We start from the raw sequence: 16,747 nt of genomic DNA on the forward strand, positions 1-16,747 counted from the left end.
GTATGTCTCATTTCAAACAAAACTAACATGAAGAAGTATTTCTCATTGGTAGCAGGTTTTATCCTGCTGGCGTTCACGGCTTGTCAGAGTGACGAGCTGGCGAATGGTGGAAGAAACGGTGAAGTGGCCGCCTCTTTCAGTGTGCAATTGCCGGATGACGGCAGTGCTGTTGTCACCCGTGCTACGGGTGACGGAACTACGGTGAACCGTTGTATTATGGAAATCTATCTGAATGATGAACTTTACAGTCGGGAGGTAGGCGCTATAAGCGGCTTGACTGCCCAATTTGATGTCCGTCTGGTTACCTCACAGACTTATAAGTTCGTATTTTGGGCAGACCATGTTGCGTCTACGGAAGGCGATGCTATCAAGACTGATTTGCATTACGCCACTGCTGATCTCCGTAATATATCCATGATAGGCGACTATAACGGAAGCAGTAAGGACGATACCCGTGATGCTTTCTTTGCCAATCTGGAGAAGTTGGTGACTAATGCTTTCTCTGAAAGCGTGACACTGACTCGTCCGTTCGGGCAGTTGAATATCAAGACGGAAGACTTGGGCTCGATTCCTGCGGATTACGCGTTGAGGGACGATTTAATCCCGACTACGGCTAAGTTGTCATTCAAGAACCTTTATACCGGATTTAATGCCGCTACGGGTGACTTGCTTGGTGAAACGTCGGCAGTAACTTATGAAAATGCGGCTGATGTGGTAGATGCTAACGGTAATCTGACCGTAGACTATCTTTTTGCACCGATTATCCCGATTACACAGGTTACACCTGAGGCGACTGCTCCACAGCACTTGGTAAATATGACACTTACCGTAAACAATGCTGCCGGAAATCAAATTACCACCAAAGATTTGAATAATATTCCTGTTCAACGGAACTACCAAACGAATGTAACAGGTAATTTATTGACGGCTGCAAGTAAATTAAAAGTAACGGTAACTCCTGCATTCTCGTCTCCTGCTTTGAACGAGACAGTGAAAGAGGTAGCGACCGTAGATGAGGTTGCCGAAGCTTTGAAAACCAATACCAACGTGGTTGTTACGACACCCCCGACTGCGGCGGCAACTATTTCATTGCCTAAATATGATCAGGAAGATGTAGCGGTATCCATTACGTTACCTGCGACTGAACAGGATATTACTATTAGTTATTCATCAGAAACAGGTGGGAATAGCAATGTTCCTAAAGCATTGAATATTACAGCCCCTTCTGCCAGCAAGATAATTATTAACGCTGAACAATCTACTGTTACCTTGAACGGAGAAACTTACACAAACGTTGAAGCCACTACAGCAGATAATACGTTGATTGTGGGTGAAGGTGTTACAGTGGGTACTTTGACCGTTAAGAAGGGTAATGTAGAAATCTATGGAACAGTCGACAATATCACTTTTGAAGCCGGAGGCGGTTATGTCGCTGTTTACAGTGTCTCTACTGCTGCGCAACTCAAAGCGGCAGGCAACTTAGTTACCCAAAAGAAATGCCGAAAGATTGTACTGGCAGCCGATATAGACCTCAATGGCAGCTACAGTAATCTTTGGGTACCGATAGAGGCGGAACTCAAATCAATCAGTGCCGGAGAAACTAATTTTGAAGAGTTTGACGGCGGTAATCATACCATCAGCAACCTTTATATCGACAATGTTACGGCAACGAAAAAAGATTACGGAGGTCTGTTCTATACGCTCAACGGTACCGTGAAGAACCTCATTATTAATGGGGCAACGGTGAAGTGTTTACGTGGTGGAGTGCTGGTAGGACGTATGGATGCCGGATTGGTGGAAAACTGCCATATAAAGAATGCTACGGTATCCAGTGAACAGAAGATTGGCGGGCTGGTAGGTTTTGTAAACTATAGTAGTAAAGACTTGACTATACGTGGATGTTCCGTATCGACTGCTACGCTCGGTAAACTTGATAGCAAAGAAGAGGCCTATCAGATGGGAGGTTTCATCGGTTATTTGCAGTCTGCCAACCGGAATGTACTTATTGAGAATAATAGCGTAAGCGGTATTGTCATAAATGATGTATACAACTCTACAGAGCCTGATCGGATCCATATTATGGAGCAGGCTTATTGCCATGCATTTATCGGTAATGTGGTAAACGTTTCAGATACTGATATATATGATAGTTACAGCGTCACATTGCGGAATAATCAGGTGGATAAGCAGCTTAGTGGCATACCGACCTGTGACCGGACAAACGACTATATAGGTTGGTGGGCAGGAGACTACAATACGGGTAAATCTTACTCTGTCAAGTTGGTGGTCAACGGCGAGGTGATGGACCGATGGATAGAAGTGAAACGTGTGGCAGACCAGCTCAGAACTGGAGGGGATGTTATCATTTATCGCAAAGTAGATCTCACCAAGAATAGTGACTCGAGCCAAGAAATAGACATAACTACAGAAACTACACTGACACTGAACAAGGGTGCAGTGCTTACCGTAGGAAAACAACAAATCTATAATAAGAATAAACTTACTATAAAAGGTGAAGGCTCCATGACGGCAACCGATTATCTGTTTATGAATGAAACCAAAGCGACATTGATTATTGAAAACGGTAATTTCACTGCTACAAGCGCTACTGATGCTAACGGGGTGGCTATTTATAATCAGGGAAACTGTACTATTAACTCCGGAACTTTCGATGCTCCCGGATTTACATTGATGAATACCGGCAGTGCCGATATGACGATTAATGACGGCATCGTGAAATGCGGTGGCATTAAGTCGGGATATGCTTTAATAGCGGCAGGTTCCGGTGCCAAGCTCACTGTAAATGGCGGTAAGATTGAAGCGATACAGTCTGTCGGTGGCGCTCAGGTAAATATTACCGGTGGCTCGATTTATTGTGAAGGGCAGTATTACGCCTTGTATAATGAACACGGTAACACCTCGATTTCCGGCGGCTACTTTTATAGTCCGACTGGTAAAAATATTTATGTAGTGAGTGGAAACGGAACGGTGAAAACTACCGGCGGTTACTTTAGTGACCAGTCTGCTCCTTTGGAAAGCGGTTATGAATTCCAAAGTATTGACCAAACCGTTGGAGAGTATAAGTATAACTATCAAGTAGTAAAAACGAACTAAGAAGCCTAAGAATATCCCCCTCTTACGAGGGAGATAATGTGGCCTGTGCTTTCCGGATAAGGGAAGCGTTCCGTTATGTCCGGAGCACATGGTTTTTGTTTGTTTGCTTTCCCTGCGTTGTGAAATGCGGGGAAACTTTTTTTATGAAAGTTATCTTGCGCACTAATATGTCAGTCCAAATAACCAAGGTGGAATTTCATTCCTAAATCCGGTTTCAATATTATCTAATACCAAGTAGCCGTTTTCCACTCCTGCCAACTACTGTGAGGTTTTGTTTTTATCTCTAATCTCAAAACTGTATTTCTTATTGACCATGAAATCTATTTTCGGAGAATAAGTGGCGTCATGATTTATTTGCATCTGGTTGAAAAATAGTGTTTTACGGATGTTTCCTGTATCTGTTCTGTTATTTCCAAGGGCATATGTGTAATTCGTGTTCCCCAGATATATTTTTGGGGGTTAGCAAGTTACTTGATGTGGGAAATCTCTTTATCGAAGAGGAGCAGGGCTTGCGCTTTTTTTAGATAGAAAACGTATGAAATTGGTGGGAAATATTGAGGTTTCCACCAATTTCATACGTTTATTTTCAGTCTTATATCGTTTATCTTCCTGTCTGTGCAATCAGTTCCTTGATTTTCTCATTCAGGCTTTCGGCTTTCATCAACTGCTCCAGCGTCAGATGCATGCGGTAGCGCCAGTAATGGCGTGGATTGGCGGGCACGTTAATACGCTCTTCCTGTACATGGGGATTACGCCATTTACCGTCCATTGACATCCAGTCTTGCAGAGAGAGGATGGCGAGAATGGAGTTACTGTAAAGGTGACTGCGTACTACCTCTTCACAAAGCTCGGGTGTTGCTACTGCCGGTGCAGCTCCATAATGTCCCAGCATGTTGTTGTAGTATCGTTGCGTTTGTTGGAAATCTTCTTCCCACCAACCGCGCAGGGTAGACATGTCGTGCGTGGATATGGTACATACAGAACGGTACGGATACCAATCCGGGTGCCCGAACTCCTGTGCGGAATCTTTCGGCATACGTTGGATTTCGAGGGAAAGGATACGAAGGTCGTTCATTACCCATGCCACACAGTCGGGTATCATACCCAAGTCTTCACCACATACCAACATGCGGGTAGATTGGGTGAGTTGCGGCAACTTATTCATGGCTTGTATCCGCCAAAACTCATTGTGACGGTGATAATAGTATTGGTCGTAGAGACGGTTGAATGCCGCCTTTTCCCAATCGTTCAGTGCACGGTAAATATAATCGTGCTGTACGCCGATACGCGGGTGATATTTATTAGGATCTTCCCGGTCGGGAACAAATAATACATCGCTGATTAATGCATACAGTCCGTCGCGGATCCAGATACTGTCTTCGTCCGTTTTTCCTGCAAAATAGGCTTCAACTTTACGTTGAGTGTCAAACTCAGGACGCATGCGGTAAATTTCCCAAGTATCGGTAGGCTCAATGAAAGTCTGTTTTACGTGGTCGGTGTGAGGACCGAATATCTGTCCGAGGAAGTATTCGTGAATATAAGGTTTCAGGAATTCTTCGCGGAATGAAAGCCCGTAGCTTTCTATTTCTTCGCGAGTCATGGGCAGGGCAGGTACGAATTGTCCCAAAAGTCCGTGTACGGCATTCATCGGAATTTCCCAAATGCGGAAGAAACCGAGGATATGATCGATACGATAGGCATCGAAATATTCAGACATCTTGCGGAAGCGCTTCATCCACCAGGAATAACCGTCTTTTTCCATTACGTCCCAGTTGTAAGTGGGGAAACCCCAGTTTTGTCCGCTCACGGAGAAGTCATCGGGTGGCGCACCCGCCTGTCCGTTCAGGTTGAAATAATAAGGTTCTGCCCAGGCTTCTACACTGTTGCGGCTGATACCGATGGGGATGTCTCCCTTTAATACCACACCGTTGGCGCGTGCATGTTCGGTGGCGGCAAGCAACTGCAAATGCAAGTTGAACTGGATGTAATAGTAAATGGCGATATGGGGATAATCGGCTGAATCGGGCTGACACAGCTTTTCAATCTCATTTACATTATAGGTGTTGAACTTAGGCCATTCGCGGAAGTTCGGCGTTTTGTAGGCGTCGCGCAGATAGCTGAACACCGCGTATGGCTGTAACCACTCTTTGTTGGATGCGAAGAAGTCGAGGAAGGCTTTGGATGCCAATACTTTTTCTCCTTCTTGCTTGAAGATGAGATGGAAATATTCCCATTTTGTTTTGTTGACAGCTTCGTAGTCTACGGTGGGCAAGGCATTCAGCTCTTTCTGCCGTTTATTGAATTCGGCCATCATCTTTTTGTCCTTTAGTGTACCCAATTGTTTCAAATCAGTATACATCGGATGGAATGCATAGATGGATATGCTGTTGTAAGGATAAGAATCTGCCCATGTGTGCGTCATGGTGGTGTCGTTGATGGGCAGAATTTGTACGGCTTTCTGCCGGGTACTCACGGCCCAGTCTATCATCCGTTTTAAATCACCGAAGTCGCCTACGCCGAAGCTTTTATCTGAACGAAGGGAAAAGACCGGCACAGCTACGCCGGCACCTTTCCAGGCTGGAAGGTTGAAATATACATAACGGTCGCCAATGGCGAGAGTCTCGTTAATGCCGATTTGCGGATCGGCCATGTAGCGGTTGGGATTGTTTTCCCAAGCAACGGCACGACGTTCTTTCTTATTATAAAGGATAAATTTGTATTCCAACGGGAAATTGATTTTACCGGCATCGACTTCTACCTGCCATTCGGGGAAGTTGATATCGCTCATCAGTACGGCTTTATTTGCATCCCAGTTCCCGAAAATAGGCTGATTACCACAAATGCCCAGGCAATGATCGCTGTCGATGCAAGGCGCATATGCTTTTATCAGTAAACCCTTTTTATGACCTTTGGGGGCAGTGCTGCGTTCTCGATGGGCCAATAGGGATTCTGTGAAAGCAGAAGAATAGAAATATTGCTGTTCCGGTAGATTTTTCCAGCAATCTTCTATTTTATAGAGTTTCTTTGATGTCCCAGATACATAGAGGGTACGTGGAAGGCTGTTCCATTCGGTTCTTAAAGTTTTGCCGTCGCGATAAATGTGATAACTGTACTGGACAATACCGTTTTCTGGTATCTTGATGTCCACTTCTGCAGTCCAATGGATGCCGTCTACCGTTTGTAAGGGTAGGGCTTGTTCGGGCTGCTCGTTACCAAGTTCGGGGATTGAGCCTAACACTCTTACTTCTTCTCCCCAATTGGTTCGGTACTCGATATTAAATAATAGTATCATATATATTAGATTTAGAAATGACAATAGCTGTAATGATTATGCAAGTATAGAAAATTATCCTCATAATCATACAGCTATCGTTATCTAAGTCATTTAAATTCCTATGCAAACGTTTGTGTTTGGCCTGAGCCTATCCGCAACGTGATGCTCCACACGTTTTGCAGATGAGGCATCCTTCTTGATAAACTAATGTTTCGTTGCCGCAATTCGGACATTTCTTTCCTTTGGCTTCCGTTCCGTCCTGAACATATTTTTTCAGTGCGCGTTCCACACCGTTTTTCCAGGTATTGATGTTCTCACTGTCTAACTGCAAAGAACCTACCAACTTGATAACCTGCTCAATAGGCATGCGGTAACGCAATACACCGGAAATTAGTTTGGCATAGTTCCAATATTCTTTGTTGAACTTCTCGGAAAGACCTTCGATGGTAACCTTGTATCCTCGTTTGTTCTCGAATTGGAAGTCATAGCGTTTATTGCCGCTTTCATCGACTTTTTTGATGATATGTCCTGATGAAACGTTCTTCGGCAGGATGATACCTTCGTCGTCGTCCTGAAGACCGGTGAAGATTTCGTATGGATGTCCATCCAACAAACCGACGAATGCGACCCATTTCTCTTTGTTGTTCTGGAAGCGGACTACATCTGCGTCGAGCACTGCCGGGCGGGTTTCCACAACCGTAGGTGGTTTGCAGGGAGGAAGTCCTTCTTTCTTGTCGCTCTTGGTAGAGATGAGCACACCCGAACGGGAACCGTCACGGTATACCGTACAACCTTTACAACCGGACTTCCATGCTTCAACATATAAACGGTTCACTAAATCCTCGTCCACGTCGTTCGGCAGGTTGATGGTTACACTGATGGAGTGGTCTACCCATTTCTGGATACGTCCTTGCATCTTTACTTTCATCAGCCAGTCCACGTCGTTGGAGGTTGCCTTATAATATGGTGATTTTGCTACCAACTCGTCTATTTCCTCTTGGGTATAGCGTTTGGCGGGGTTGTATCCTTGAGCTTCCATCCAGGTAACAAACTTGGGATGGAAAACGATGTATTCTTCGAACGCATCTCCTGTTTCATCTACAAAGTCGATGTGTACGTTGGAATCATTCGGATTTACTTTACGGCGACGTTTGTACACAGGCAGGAATACAGGTTCGATACCGGAAGTAGTTTGTGTCATCAAGCTGGTTGTACCTGTGGGTGCAATGGTGAGACAAGCAATATTACGGCGTCCGTATTTCTTCATGTCTTCGTACAGTTGAGGATCGGCTTCACGCAGGCGGTTAATGAAGGGATTGTTCTTTTCACGTTCGGAATCGTATATTTCGAATGCTCCACGTTCTTTTGCCATTTCTACGGAGGAACGGTAAGCATTCAGGGCTACTGTCTTGTGTACTTTCTCTGAGAATTCGGTTGCTTCTTCAGTACCATAACGTAAACCTAATGCGGCAAGCATATCTCCTTCGGCAGTGATACCTACACCGGTACGACGGCCTTGACCGCTCTTCTTGTATATCTTTTGCCACAAAACGCTTTCTGTATGTTTCACGTCTTCGTTTTCCGGGTCTGCATTGATCTTGGCCATAATACGCTCGATCTTTTCCAGTTCCAGATCAATGATATCATCCATGATACGTTGAGCTAACGTCACATGCTTCTGGAACAGTTCAAAATCGAAATATGCGTCCGGTTTGAATGGATTGACTACATACGAATAAAGATTGATAGCCAACAGACGGCAGGAGTCGTAGGGACACAACGGGATTTCACCACAGGGGTTGGTAGATACGGTACGGTATCCCAAATCGGCATAGCAATCGGGCACGGATTCTTTCAGGATAGTATCCCAGAAAAGTACACCCGGTTCGGCGGATTTCCACGCATTGTGTACGATCTTCTTCCATAAATCGGTGGCGTTGATTTCTTTTTGGAAAGAAGGATTGCTTGATTCGATAGGATATTGCTGAGTATAAGGTTTGCCGTCAATGGCTGCCTGCATAAAAGCATCGTCCAATTTCACTGAAACATTAGCTCCGGTAACCTTTCCTTCTGTCATCTTGGCATCGATGAATGCTTCCGAATCCGGATGCTTGATGGATACGCTCAACATTAGTGCACCACGACGTCCGTCTTGAGCTACTTCACGTGTTGAGTTGGAATAACGCTCCATAAATGGAACCAGACCGGTTGAAGTTAATGCGGAGTTCTTTACCGGAGAACCTTTCGGGCGGATATGTGATAAATCATGACCGACGCCTCCACGACGTTTCATAAGTTGAACCTGTTCTTCATCAACTTTAAAGATTGCACCGTAGGAATCTGCTTCACCGTCTACACCAATCACGAAGCAATTGGAAAGAGAAGCTACTTGATAGTTGTTACCAATTCCTGTCATCGGGCTTCCTTGCGGGACGATGTATTTGAAGTGGTCGAACAATCCGAAAAGTTCTTCAGGACTTAATGCGTTAGGATATTTGGCCTCGATACGGGCTACTTCATTGGCTATTCTCCAATGCATATCTTCCGGAGACTTTTCGTAAATATTTCCGAAAGAATCTTTGACTGCATATTTGTTTACCCAAACCCTTGCAGCCAACTCGTCGCCTTGGAAGTATCGTAAAGATTCTTCGTAGGCTTCGTCATAAGAATAATTTTTCTTTTCCACGATGCTGTAAATCTTAGATTTAATTGAAAATAAGTAAAAGTGTAGAAGTCATACTTATTGTTAACAGATGTATTTGCAAATCTATGAATGTTTTTTGTTATAGCAAAATAAAAATAGATTTTTTTGTTGATAGAATGAAAGTTTTCTGTTTTGGTTTGTTATTCTTTTGATTTATAGGATTTTATTATATTTGAATAGATGAAAAGTTTTCCAAAAAGAAAATGAATGGTTTATTTGTAACAGTAACTTCTTGAACTTTTTAGGAAATCGCACTGAATATAAATAGGTATACGAAATAGCATATTGTGATTCTTTTTATATATTTGCAGAAAAAAGAAAGAATGGAAAGCTTAAAACAAAGAAGGACAATACGTAAATATCAACAGAAAGATATTTCTGCTGATTTGTTAAATGATTTGCTTGAAACCTCTTTCCGTGCTTCTACGGTCGGAAACATGCAGGTTTATAGTGTAATTGTAACTCGTGACTCAGAACGTAAGGCGAAGTTGGCACCGGCTCATTTTAACCAGCCTATGGTACAGGCCGCTCCGGTTGTTTTAACTTTTTGTATTGATTTGCGCCGTTTCAGTAAATGGTGTGAGCAGAGAAAAGCAGAACCGGGGTATAATAATTTTGAGTGGTTTGTAACCGGTTCGGTGGATGCGTTGCTGGTAGCTCAGACATTTTGTGTGGCAGCGGAAGAGAAGGGACTGGGGATTTGTTATTTAGGTACTACCACTTATAATCCTCAGATGATTATTGAAGCTTTGGAACTACCAGAGTTGGTTTTCCCGATTACTACGGTGACTGTGGGTTGGCCTGAGGAAATTCCCGCACAAGTAGATCGTCTGCCATTGGAGGCTATTGTACACGAAGAAACTTATCATGACTATACTTCAGCGGATATTGATCGTCTTTATGCATACAAAGAATCATTGCCGGAGAATAAACAGTTTGTAGCGGAAAATAATAAGGAGACTTTAGCTCAAGTGTTTACAGATGTACGCTATACAAAGAAAGATAGTGAGGCGATGTCTGAAAACCTTTGGCAGGTGATGAAAAAGCAGGGGTTTTAACCCTGTTTTTTCAGCGTTGCCTGAATTTCGTCAATCTCCGCACGGAAAGATTTATCGACTTCTTTCAGTTCCTTTATTGTTTTGCAGGCATGCAATACGGTGGCATGGTCTTTATTTCCAATTAATGTTCCGATTTTTGCTGTGGAGAAATCCGTATGATTTTTAGCGAGGAACATGGCGATTTGCCGGGCTTGTACTACCTCGCGCTTTCTGGATTTGGTATGTATGGCTGCCGTTTCCAGCCCGAAATGCTTACATACCGTATTGATGATATCGTCAATTGTCACGGATTTACTTTCACAGTTCACTACCTTACGAACGATACGTTGTGCTAGTTCCAGATCAATTTCTTTATTATAAATGGTAGAGTGTGCCATAATGGAAATTACGATACCTTCCAGATCGCGTACACTATTACCCACGTTCTCTGCGATATAATCGATAACTTCAGGAGGGAACTGTAAACCATCACGATGTATCTTGTTGCGGAGGATATTTTTACGCAATTCTACGGTCGGTTTTTCCAGTTCTGCCACCATTCCCCATTTAAAGCGGGTAATCAGTCGTTCTTCCATACCTTGCAACAAAACAGGAGCACGGTCAGAAGTCAGGATGAGTTGTTTCCCGTTCTGGTGTAAATGATTGAAGATATGGAAGAATGTATTTTGTGTCTTGGTGACCCCTGCAAATTCTTGAATATCATCAATAATTAAAACATCAATTGTTTGGTAGAAGTTAATGAAGTCATTAGTCGTGTTGTTACGTACAGAATCTGTATATTGTACCTGAAACAGGTGGGCAGATACATATAAAACCCGCTTATCGGGATATAATTCCTTGATTTTAGTACCAATAGCATTGGCAAGGTGAGTTTTACCTACACCGGATGCGCCATACAGGAATAGCGGATTAAAAATCGTTTTTGCCGGATTGAGTGCAACTGCTTCTGCAACACTACGAGATAACTTATTGCTATAGCCTTCAATAAATGTTTCAAAATTGTATTCAGGGTTCAAGTGTGGATCCAAATCCGGAACAGGAATTTGAGGGATTTGTTTATCCAATACTTGTTTTTGTGGAATAATAGTCCGCTGGGTAGATTCCAGATCAACGGTTTTCCGCGAACTTTTATCTACCATTACATTATACATCAACTTTGTTCCCTCACCGATTACCTTGTAAAGTGTCTTACGCAACAAGTCGACAAATTTGTCCTCTAGAAATTCATAAAAAAACTGGCTGGGCACTTGTACAACCAATGTTTTGTCCTCATATTTTAATGGAATAATGGGGAGAAACCAAGTTTTATATGTCTGCTCTGGAACATTGTCTCTAATAATTTCGAGACACCGATTCCACAACCCGACATGATCCTGTTCACTCATAACGGCTATAAATACATTTATTAATTAAGCAAAACTTCTACGCATGCAAAATTGGCAATCTTATTTGAAAAAAACAAATTACTTTTTTCTTGCGTAATTAGTAAAAGCAATAATTACTTTACTTTCAATGACTTATAAGTAGATATAAAAATAGCCCCTCACAGGGGGCTATTGCATTTGTGTAATGCCTTTTAAATCAGCTACGTAGGTGGTAAATTAGTTCGTGCCTCTCTTATAAACAGCCATCCCTGAAAGCCTTGTTTTTATTCTCTATATAGACTTGTTAGGGACTTTTCTTTCCAAACTTAAATTTCCTTTGTTATTTAGACAAAATCTATATAATCGGATTTGACTACTTATCTTTTTTACCAAACAAAGAGAAATGGACATATCGTTTCGGATGTGATTTCAAATCTTCCAATAGACTTGCTGCATTTGCAGTTGTGGCATTTAGGTTATTGTAAAGTGAGGGGTCATTGAATAATAATCCAATTGTATTATTCTTCTGGTTTAACTTATCTGTAATCATTTTTACATTAGCCAATGTAGAGTCTACTTTCTGCATGGCGGCTGCATAATCAATCTCTTTTAAGTTATTGGAAATGAGTATAAAGTTGTCCCCGATAGTATTGAGCTTTCCCGTGAGTTGCGGAATATCTTTGCCCATCAATGTTTGTAGTTGACGGCTGGTAGCGGTCATACTTGCTGTCAAATCTTGCACATTGTGAAGTGTTGCAGGGATAGCAGGATCGGACAATACTGCATTCAGTGATCCTAATATAGAATCCAATTTGGGTAGCATCTTTTCTATTTGTGGCATCATAGTAGCTACTTTTTCCATCATTCCATTATTAAGTACTCCGGGAATGGTATCTCCTATCTGATATTTCTCGCGTGGATTGTTGGCGAGGAGCAAATTCATCTTGACACCGCCGAGCATTTCAGCCATGAGCTCTGCCGTACTTCCTTTAGGAATACGTAAATCCGGATCAACATCTATCTCGGCAACTACTTTACCAGGTTGGGTATAGTCATAATATAAATCGCGTACGATACCTACACGAAAACCATCTGCAAATACCGGACTAGATTTGGTAAGTCCATTGACATTATGGAACTTTACGTAGAAATAGCTGGACGGTTTGAACATATTGATACCTTTCAGGTAATTGATACCATATACCAATATGCATAGGGCGGCTATACCCGCAATTCCTATTCTGACCTCTTTTGTGATATACTTCATGATGTATCTTTATTATTTATTTTTTTTCTTTTTGAATTCGTTGATGGCAGCATTGACGTTTGTTTTCTGACCATCTTTAAAGGCTATGATGAATGCATCCTTAAATTGAGCTGCAATGGTACGTTTAGTACGCACTACTTTATTATAATCGGGCGATGTACCATAAGTGTATTTATATAGTCCTCCTTCTTTATAATAATCCACATTCTTCAGTCCTTTCAGTCTTTTATCGTTTTTTGCTATAGGGCGTGAGGAAGTGAGTATTTGTATCTTAAACACGATACCTGTACGTTCTGTTTGATTGACAACGGCTTTTTCTACTTGTTGAGGAGATGGCGATACAGGGTTTACCTTTGATTGGGGAACCTTATTTTTTACTTTTGTATCGGCGGAAGCTACTGTTTCCTCTATTGCTTCCGGTATATCTTCCGGTAGAATGGTCTTACTGCTTCCATTTAGCCGTATTTCTTGTTCTCGCTTGTAGGTGAGGAAAGCACGAAAAATTCCGTTGGCAAGAGTTGTCGTACCGGTTTCACTGTTTAGATAGCGTTCCTCTTCAGGGGTTGAGATAAATCCCAATTCTACCAATATACTGGGCATGGCACTGGCCTTTAACACCAAAAATCCTGCTTGATGTACACCTCGGTCTATGCGGTTACAACTATGTCGGAATTGCTTTTGTACGAGTGATGCCAAATGTACACTTTGTGACATATATTTATCCTGCATGAATTCGAAAATGATGTAGGACTCGGCAGAGTTTGGATTGAAACCTGCATATCTTATCTTGTAGTCACTTTCGTAAAGGATTACGGAATTCTCACGTTTTGCCACTTCAAGGTTAGCGTCAGACTTGGCAAGACCTAATGTCCAGGTAGATGCCCCTTTGGCAGTTCGGTTGTTTGCCAAAGCATTTGTGTGAATAGAGATGAATAAATCTGCTTTTGCGTTGTTGGCTATTTCGGCGCGGCGATCCAAAGGGATGAATACATCTCGTGTGCGGGTATAGATTACTTTCACATCCCCGCAATTCTTCTGAATTAGTTTACCGAATTTCAAGGCAACATTCAAATTGATATTTTTTTCTTTGGAGATTTTACCAATGGCTCCAGGGTCATGCCCCCCATGCCCCGCATCAATGACGACAACAAAATTTTTTGCTTCGGCACTGCCGGCACAGAAAAAAGAAGTGAGCAGCCCCAAGCAAATACTTGTATATAATATGTATCGTCTGTATAGTTTCATAAATAATATTGCTGCAAATGTAGTAGAAATTTATAGAAAACTCATACTTTGCCTTTAAGTTTTGTTCTCATTGTGTTCTTTTCGGTAGATTTAGTCTTGGCTTTATCTGATTTATTGAGAATATCAGTAACTTTGCTGCGGCTAATTTAAAAATAGATAAATATGATTCTTCGTTTTTTGAAGAACTGGACATTGCCGTTGGCAATGATGGCCGGCACTTTGGTATATTTCTTTTTTGCAAGAATTTCTTTTTTGGCACCGGTTAAGCCTTATGTAAATGTTTTGGTTGCCATCTTGACTCCGGCTTTGATTTTTGCCCAACTCTTACTTACGTTCTGCAAGGTGGAAGTGCATGAGTTGAAGCCAAAGTCGTGGCATGGTTGGTTATTGTTGTTTCAATCTGTTTCGTGTCTTGTGGTAGCAAGTATATTGATACTTTGTCCGATGGAAGAAGTCTACCGGGAGGTGTTTGAGGGAGCGATGGTTTGTCTTATCTGTCCAACAGCTACAGCGGCGGCCGTTATCACTGGTAAGTTAGGTGGCAGTGCAGCAAGTCTCACTACATATACATTGTTATCCAATCTATTGGCGGCTATATCAGTTCCATTAGTGTTTCCTTTGGTAGAACCGCATGCGGAAATCACTTTTTGGGTGGCATTTCTGAAAATTTTGAGCAAAGTGTTTCCACTTTTACTGTTTCCTTTTTTCTTGGCCTGGTTTTTACGTGTGTTTTTACCTAAAGTGCATCATTTCTTATTGGGTTTTCATGATGCTGCTTTTTATTTGTGGGGAGTGGCACTTGCCATTGTTTCAGGGCAAACGGTACGTTCATTGATGAATAGCGAAGCTCCGGTTTTTGTAGAAGTACTGATTGCTTTGGCAGGCTTGGTCGCTTGTTGTATTCAGTTTTATTTAGGGAAAAAAATAGGCGGACATTACAAAGAACGCATCAGTGGTGGGCAGGCGTTGGGGCAGAAAAATACGGTACTTGCCATCTGGATGGCCTATACCTATCTCAATCCGCTTTCTTCCGTAGGGCCTGGGTCGTATGTATTGTGGCAAAACATCATCAATAGTTATCAGTTGTGGAAGAAAAGGAGAAAAAGTGAAATGTATAGTGATGTAAGGAGATAAACTATGATAAAATTAAAATAACGTCTTTATGGGAGACTCCAACTCTAACAGCTTCTTTTTTGCGTCGAGCCCACCGGCATAACCTGTAAGTGAATGATTGCTGCCAATGACACGGTGGCAAGGTACAATAATAGAAATTCCATTTGCTCCATTGGCGTTAGCAACGGCACGAACAGCGCGAGGAATATTCAAACGCTTTGCTAATTCGCTATATGATATGGTGGTGGCGTATGGTATTTTCAACAACTCATACCAGACATTTTTTTGAAATTCCGTACCAGCAAAAAGCAATGGGAGATTAAACGTGGTTCGTTTTCCTTCGAAATATTCGTCCAATTGTCTACGGGTTTCTTCAATGACAGACGATGAACTTTCTTCATAACCAGTTTGTAGCATTTTCCTCAATCTTATATCTACTATATCTCTGTGCTTTTCTGTCGCCCAGTCGCATAAACAAAGTTTATCTTCAAAAGAACCAAGCATTAAATCTCCGCAGGGAGAGTGATAACGTTGTATACGTATTTTATTCATCATATCCCAATTTTTTTTCGTTATAATCGGAGGCAATATAAGTAGGTCTTCTTTTCGTTTCTTTAAAGATACGTCCGATGTATTCGCCTATCACTCCAAGGGAGAATAATTGAATGCCACCTAAGAAGAGAATTACTACAATCAGAGTAGGGAAACCAGCTGCCTGGTCACCATAAACAATCGTTTTTATCAGAAAGTAGATAGCATAGATAAAACTGGAGATGGAGAATAATACTCCACAAATGGTGGCGATACGCAGTGGAGCGGTAGAGGAGGAAGTGATACCTTCAATTGCCAAGTTCAGCAGTTTAAAAAAGCTCCACGAAGAATGTCCGGCAAGGCGATCTCCACGATCGAATTCTATACTTTTCTTCTTGTAACCAATCCAACAGAACAACCCTTTGGTATAGCGTTCTTGTTCACGTAAACGGCGAAGTGTCAATACGCATCGACGGTCAAGTAAGCGGAAATCTCCTACATTGGGTAGTATATCTATACGGCTCATCTTCTGCAATATTTTATAGAATGCTAAAGATAATCGCCGGCGTAACCAACTTTCTTCTCCGCGATTACGACGTTTGGCATAAATATCGTCGTATCCTTCTTCCCAATATGTCAACATTTGGTCTACGAGTTCGGGAGGATCTTGCAAGTCGGCGTCCATCACTACACAACAATCTCCCGTGGTATAGTCAAAACCAGCCAACATGGCAATTTCTTTACCAAAGTTACGTGAGAGGTTTACGTAATTCACCCTTTTATCAGTCTGTCGAAGTTGGCGGATACTTTCAAGAGTTCCGTCACTGCTACCGTCATTAATGAATAAAATCTCCCACTCGTACGTATTGTTCCGATTGATAAGTTCTATCAAACGTTTGTAGAGAGCAGGTAGCATTGCTTCTTCATTGTATACCGGAATTAATAGGGTTACTTTCTTCATTTCACACAAGAGTATGATTAAATACTTCGCAAATATATTACTTTTACGGAAGTATATGGCATTATTATTTGAAAAACATGAATTACCGATGAAAGATAAAGAAGGTAAGGATACGA

General features: G+C 42.0%; 10 protein-coding genes. 3 read left to right on the forward strand and 7 right to left on the reverse strand.

Going from position 1 to position 16,747, the window contains the following annotated elements; all coding sequences use genetic code 11:
• Positions 1-27: 27 nt before the first annotated feature.
• The gene (locus C1A09_RS16545; RefSeq protein ID WP_245875009.1) at positions 28-3,114 is read left to right on the forward strand and encodes a DUF6562 domain-containing protein; all 3,087 of its coding nucleotides are present in this window, start codon (positions 28-30) and stop codon (positions 3,112-3,114) included.
• 601 nt (positions 3,115-3,715) lie between these two features.
• Here the strand turns inward: C1A09_RS16545 and C1A09_RS10515 are convergent.
• Entirely contained in the window at positions 3,716-6,406 is a 2,691-nt protein-coding gene (locus tag C1A09_RS10515; protein WP_101543827.1) for a 4-alpha-glucanotransferase, read from the reverse strand.
• Positions 6,407-6,536: 130 nt separating this feature from the next.
• Positions 6,537-9,074 carry an adenosylcobalamin-dependent ribonucleoside-diphosphate reductase gene (locus tag C1A09_RS10520; RefSeq protein WP_101543829.1) on the reverse strand — a complete coding sequence of 846 codons (2,538 nt, stop codon included), beginning with the start codon at positions 9,072-9,074 and terminating at the stop codon, positions 6,537-6,539.
• A 341-nt stretch (positions 9,075-9,415) separates the two neighbouring features.
• On the opposite strand from C1A09_RS10520, the gene C1A09_RS10525 reads away from it, so the two are divergent.
• Complete coding sequence (locus tag C1A09_RS10525; protein ID WP_101543831.1) at positions 9,416-10,150, forward strand: NADPH-dependent oxidoreductase; 735 nt, start codon at positions 9,416-9,418, stop codon at positions 10,148-10,150.
• Here C1A09_RS10525 and dnaA read toward each other — a convergent pair.
• The 3 genes from dnaA to C1A09_RS10540 form a co-directional block, all read right to left on the reverse strand.
• Positions 10,147-11,535 carry a chromosomal replication initiator protein DnaA gene (gene dnaA, locus C1A09_RS10530; RefSeq protein WP_101543833.1) on the reverse strand — a complete coding sequence of 463 codons (1,389 nt, stop codon included), beginning with the start codon at positions 11,533-11,535 and terminating at the stop codon, positions 10,147-10,149. The genes C1A09_RS10525 and dnaA overlap by 4 nt on opposite strands.
• Positions 11,536-11,887: 352 nt before the next feature.
• On the reverse strand, positions 11,888-12,781 hold the full coding sequence (locus C1A09_RS10535; RefSeq protein WP_101543836.1) for an MlaD family protein: 894 nt from the start codon (positions 12,779-12,781) through the stop codon (positions 11,888-11,890).
• A 12-nt stretch (positions 12,782-12,793) separates the two neighbouring features.
• The gene (locus C1A09_RS10540; RefSeq protein WP_101543839.1) at positions 12,794-14,026 is read right to left on the reverse strand and encodes an N-acetylmuramoyl-L-alanine amidase family protein; all 1,233 of its coding nucleotides are present in this window, start codon (positions 14,024-14,026) and stop codon (positions 12,794-12,796) included.
• A 162-nt stretch (positions 14,027-14,188) separates the two neighbouring features.
• Here C1A09_RS10540 and C1A09_RS10545 point away from each other — a divergent pair, with 162 nt between their 5' ends.
• Complete coding sequence (locus C1A09_RS10545) at positions 14,189-15,160, forward strand: transporter (RefSeq protein ID WP_101543842.1); 972 nt, start codon at positions 14,189-14,191, stop codon at positions 15,158-15,160.
• Between the two features lie 12 nt (positions 15,161-15,172).
• Here the strand turns inward: C1A09_RS10545 and C1A09_RS10550 are convergent, their stop codons facing one another.
• A complete protein-coding gene (locus C1A09_RS10550; RefSeq protein WP_101543845.1) occupies positions 15,173-15,694 on the reverse strand; it encodes a methylated-DNA--[protein]-cysteine S-methyltransferase in 522 nt (173 codons plus the stop codon).
• A complete protein-coding gene (locus tag C1A09_RS10555; RefSeq protein WP_101543847.1) occupies positions 15,684-16,631 on the reverse strand; it encodes a glycosyltransferase family 2 protein in 948 nt (315 codons plus the stop codon). Before C1A09_RS10555 ends, C1A09_RS10550 begins: the two co-directional genes overlap by 11 nt.
• Positions 16,632-16,747 lie beyond the last annotated feature (116 nt).

This window comes from Bacteroides cutis, from assembly GCF_900241005.1.
In the GTDB taxonomy this organism is placed as follows: Bacteria; Bacteroidota; Bacteroidia; order Bacteroidales; family Bacteroidaceae; genus Bacteroides; species Bacteroides cutis.

Excerpts from the sequence above, each read along its gene's own strand:
- dnaA (WP_101543833.1), bottom strand. The coding sequence starts at position 11,535 with ATGAGTGAACAGGATCATGTCGGGTTGTGGAATCGGTGTCTCGAAATT.
- C1A09_RS16545 (WP_245875009.1), top strand. The coding sequence starts at position 28 with ATGAAGAAGTATTTCTCATTGGTAGCAGGTTTTATCCTGCTGGCGTTC.
- C1A09_RS10525 (WP_101543831.1), top strand. The coding sequence starts at position 9,416 with ATGGAAAGCTTAAAACAAAGAAGGACAATACGTAAATATCAACAGAAA.
- C1A09_RS10555 (WP_101543847.1), bottom strand. The coding sequence starts at position 16,631 with ATGAAGAAAGTAACCCTATTAATTCCGGTATACAATGAAGAAGCAATG.
- C1A09_RS10535 (WP_101543836.1), bottom strand. The coding sequence starts at position 12,781 with ATGAAGTATATCACAAAAGAGGTCAGAATAGGAATTGCGGGTATAGCC.
- C1A09_RS10545 (WP_101543842.1), top strand. The coding sequence starts at position 14,189 with ATGATTCTTCGTTTTTTGAAGAACTGGACATTGCCGTTGGCAATGATG.
- C1A09_RS10550 (WP_101543845.1), bottom strand. The coding sequence starts at position 15,694 with ATGATGAATAAAATACGTATACAACGTTATCACTCTCCCTGCGGAGAT.
- C1A09_RS10515 (WP_101543827.1), bottom strand. The coding sequence starts at position 6,406 with ATGATACTATTATTTAATATCGAGTACCGAACCAATTGGGGAGAAGAA.
- C1A09_RS10540 (WP_101543839.1), bottom strand. The coding sequence starts at position 14,026 with ATGAAACTATACAGACGATACATATTATATACAAGTATTTGCTTGGGG.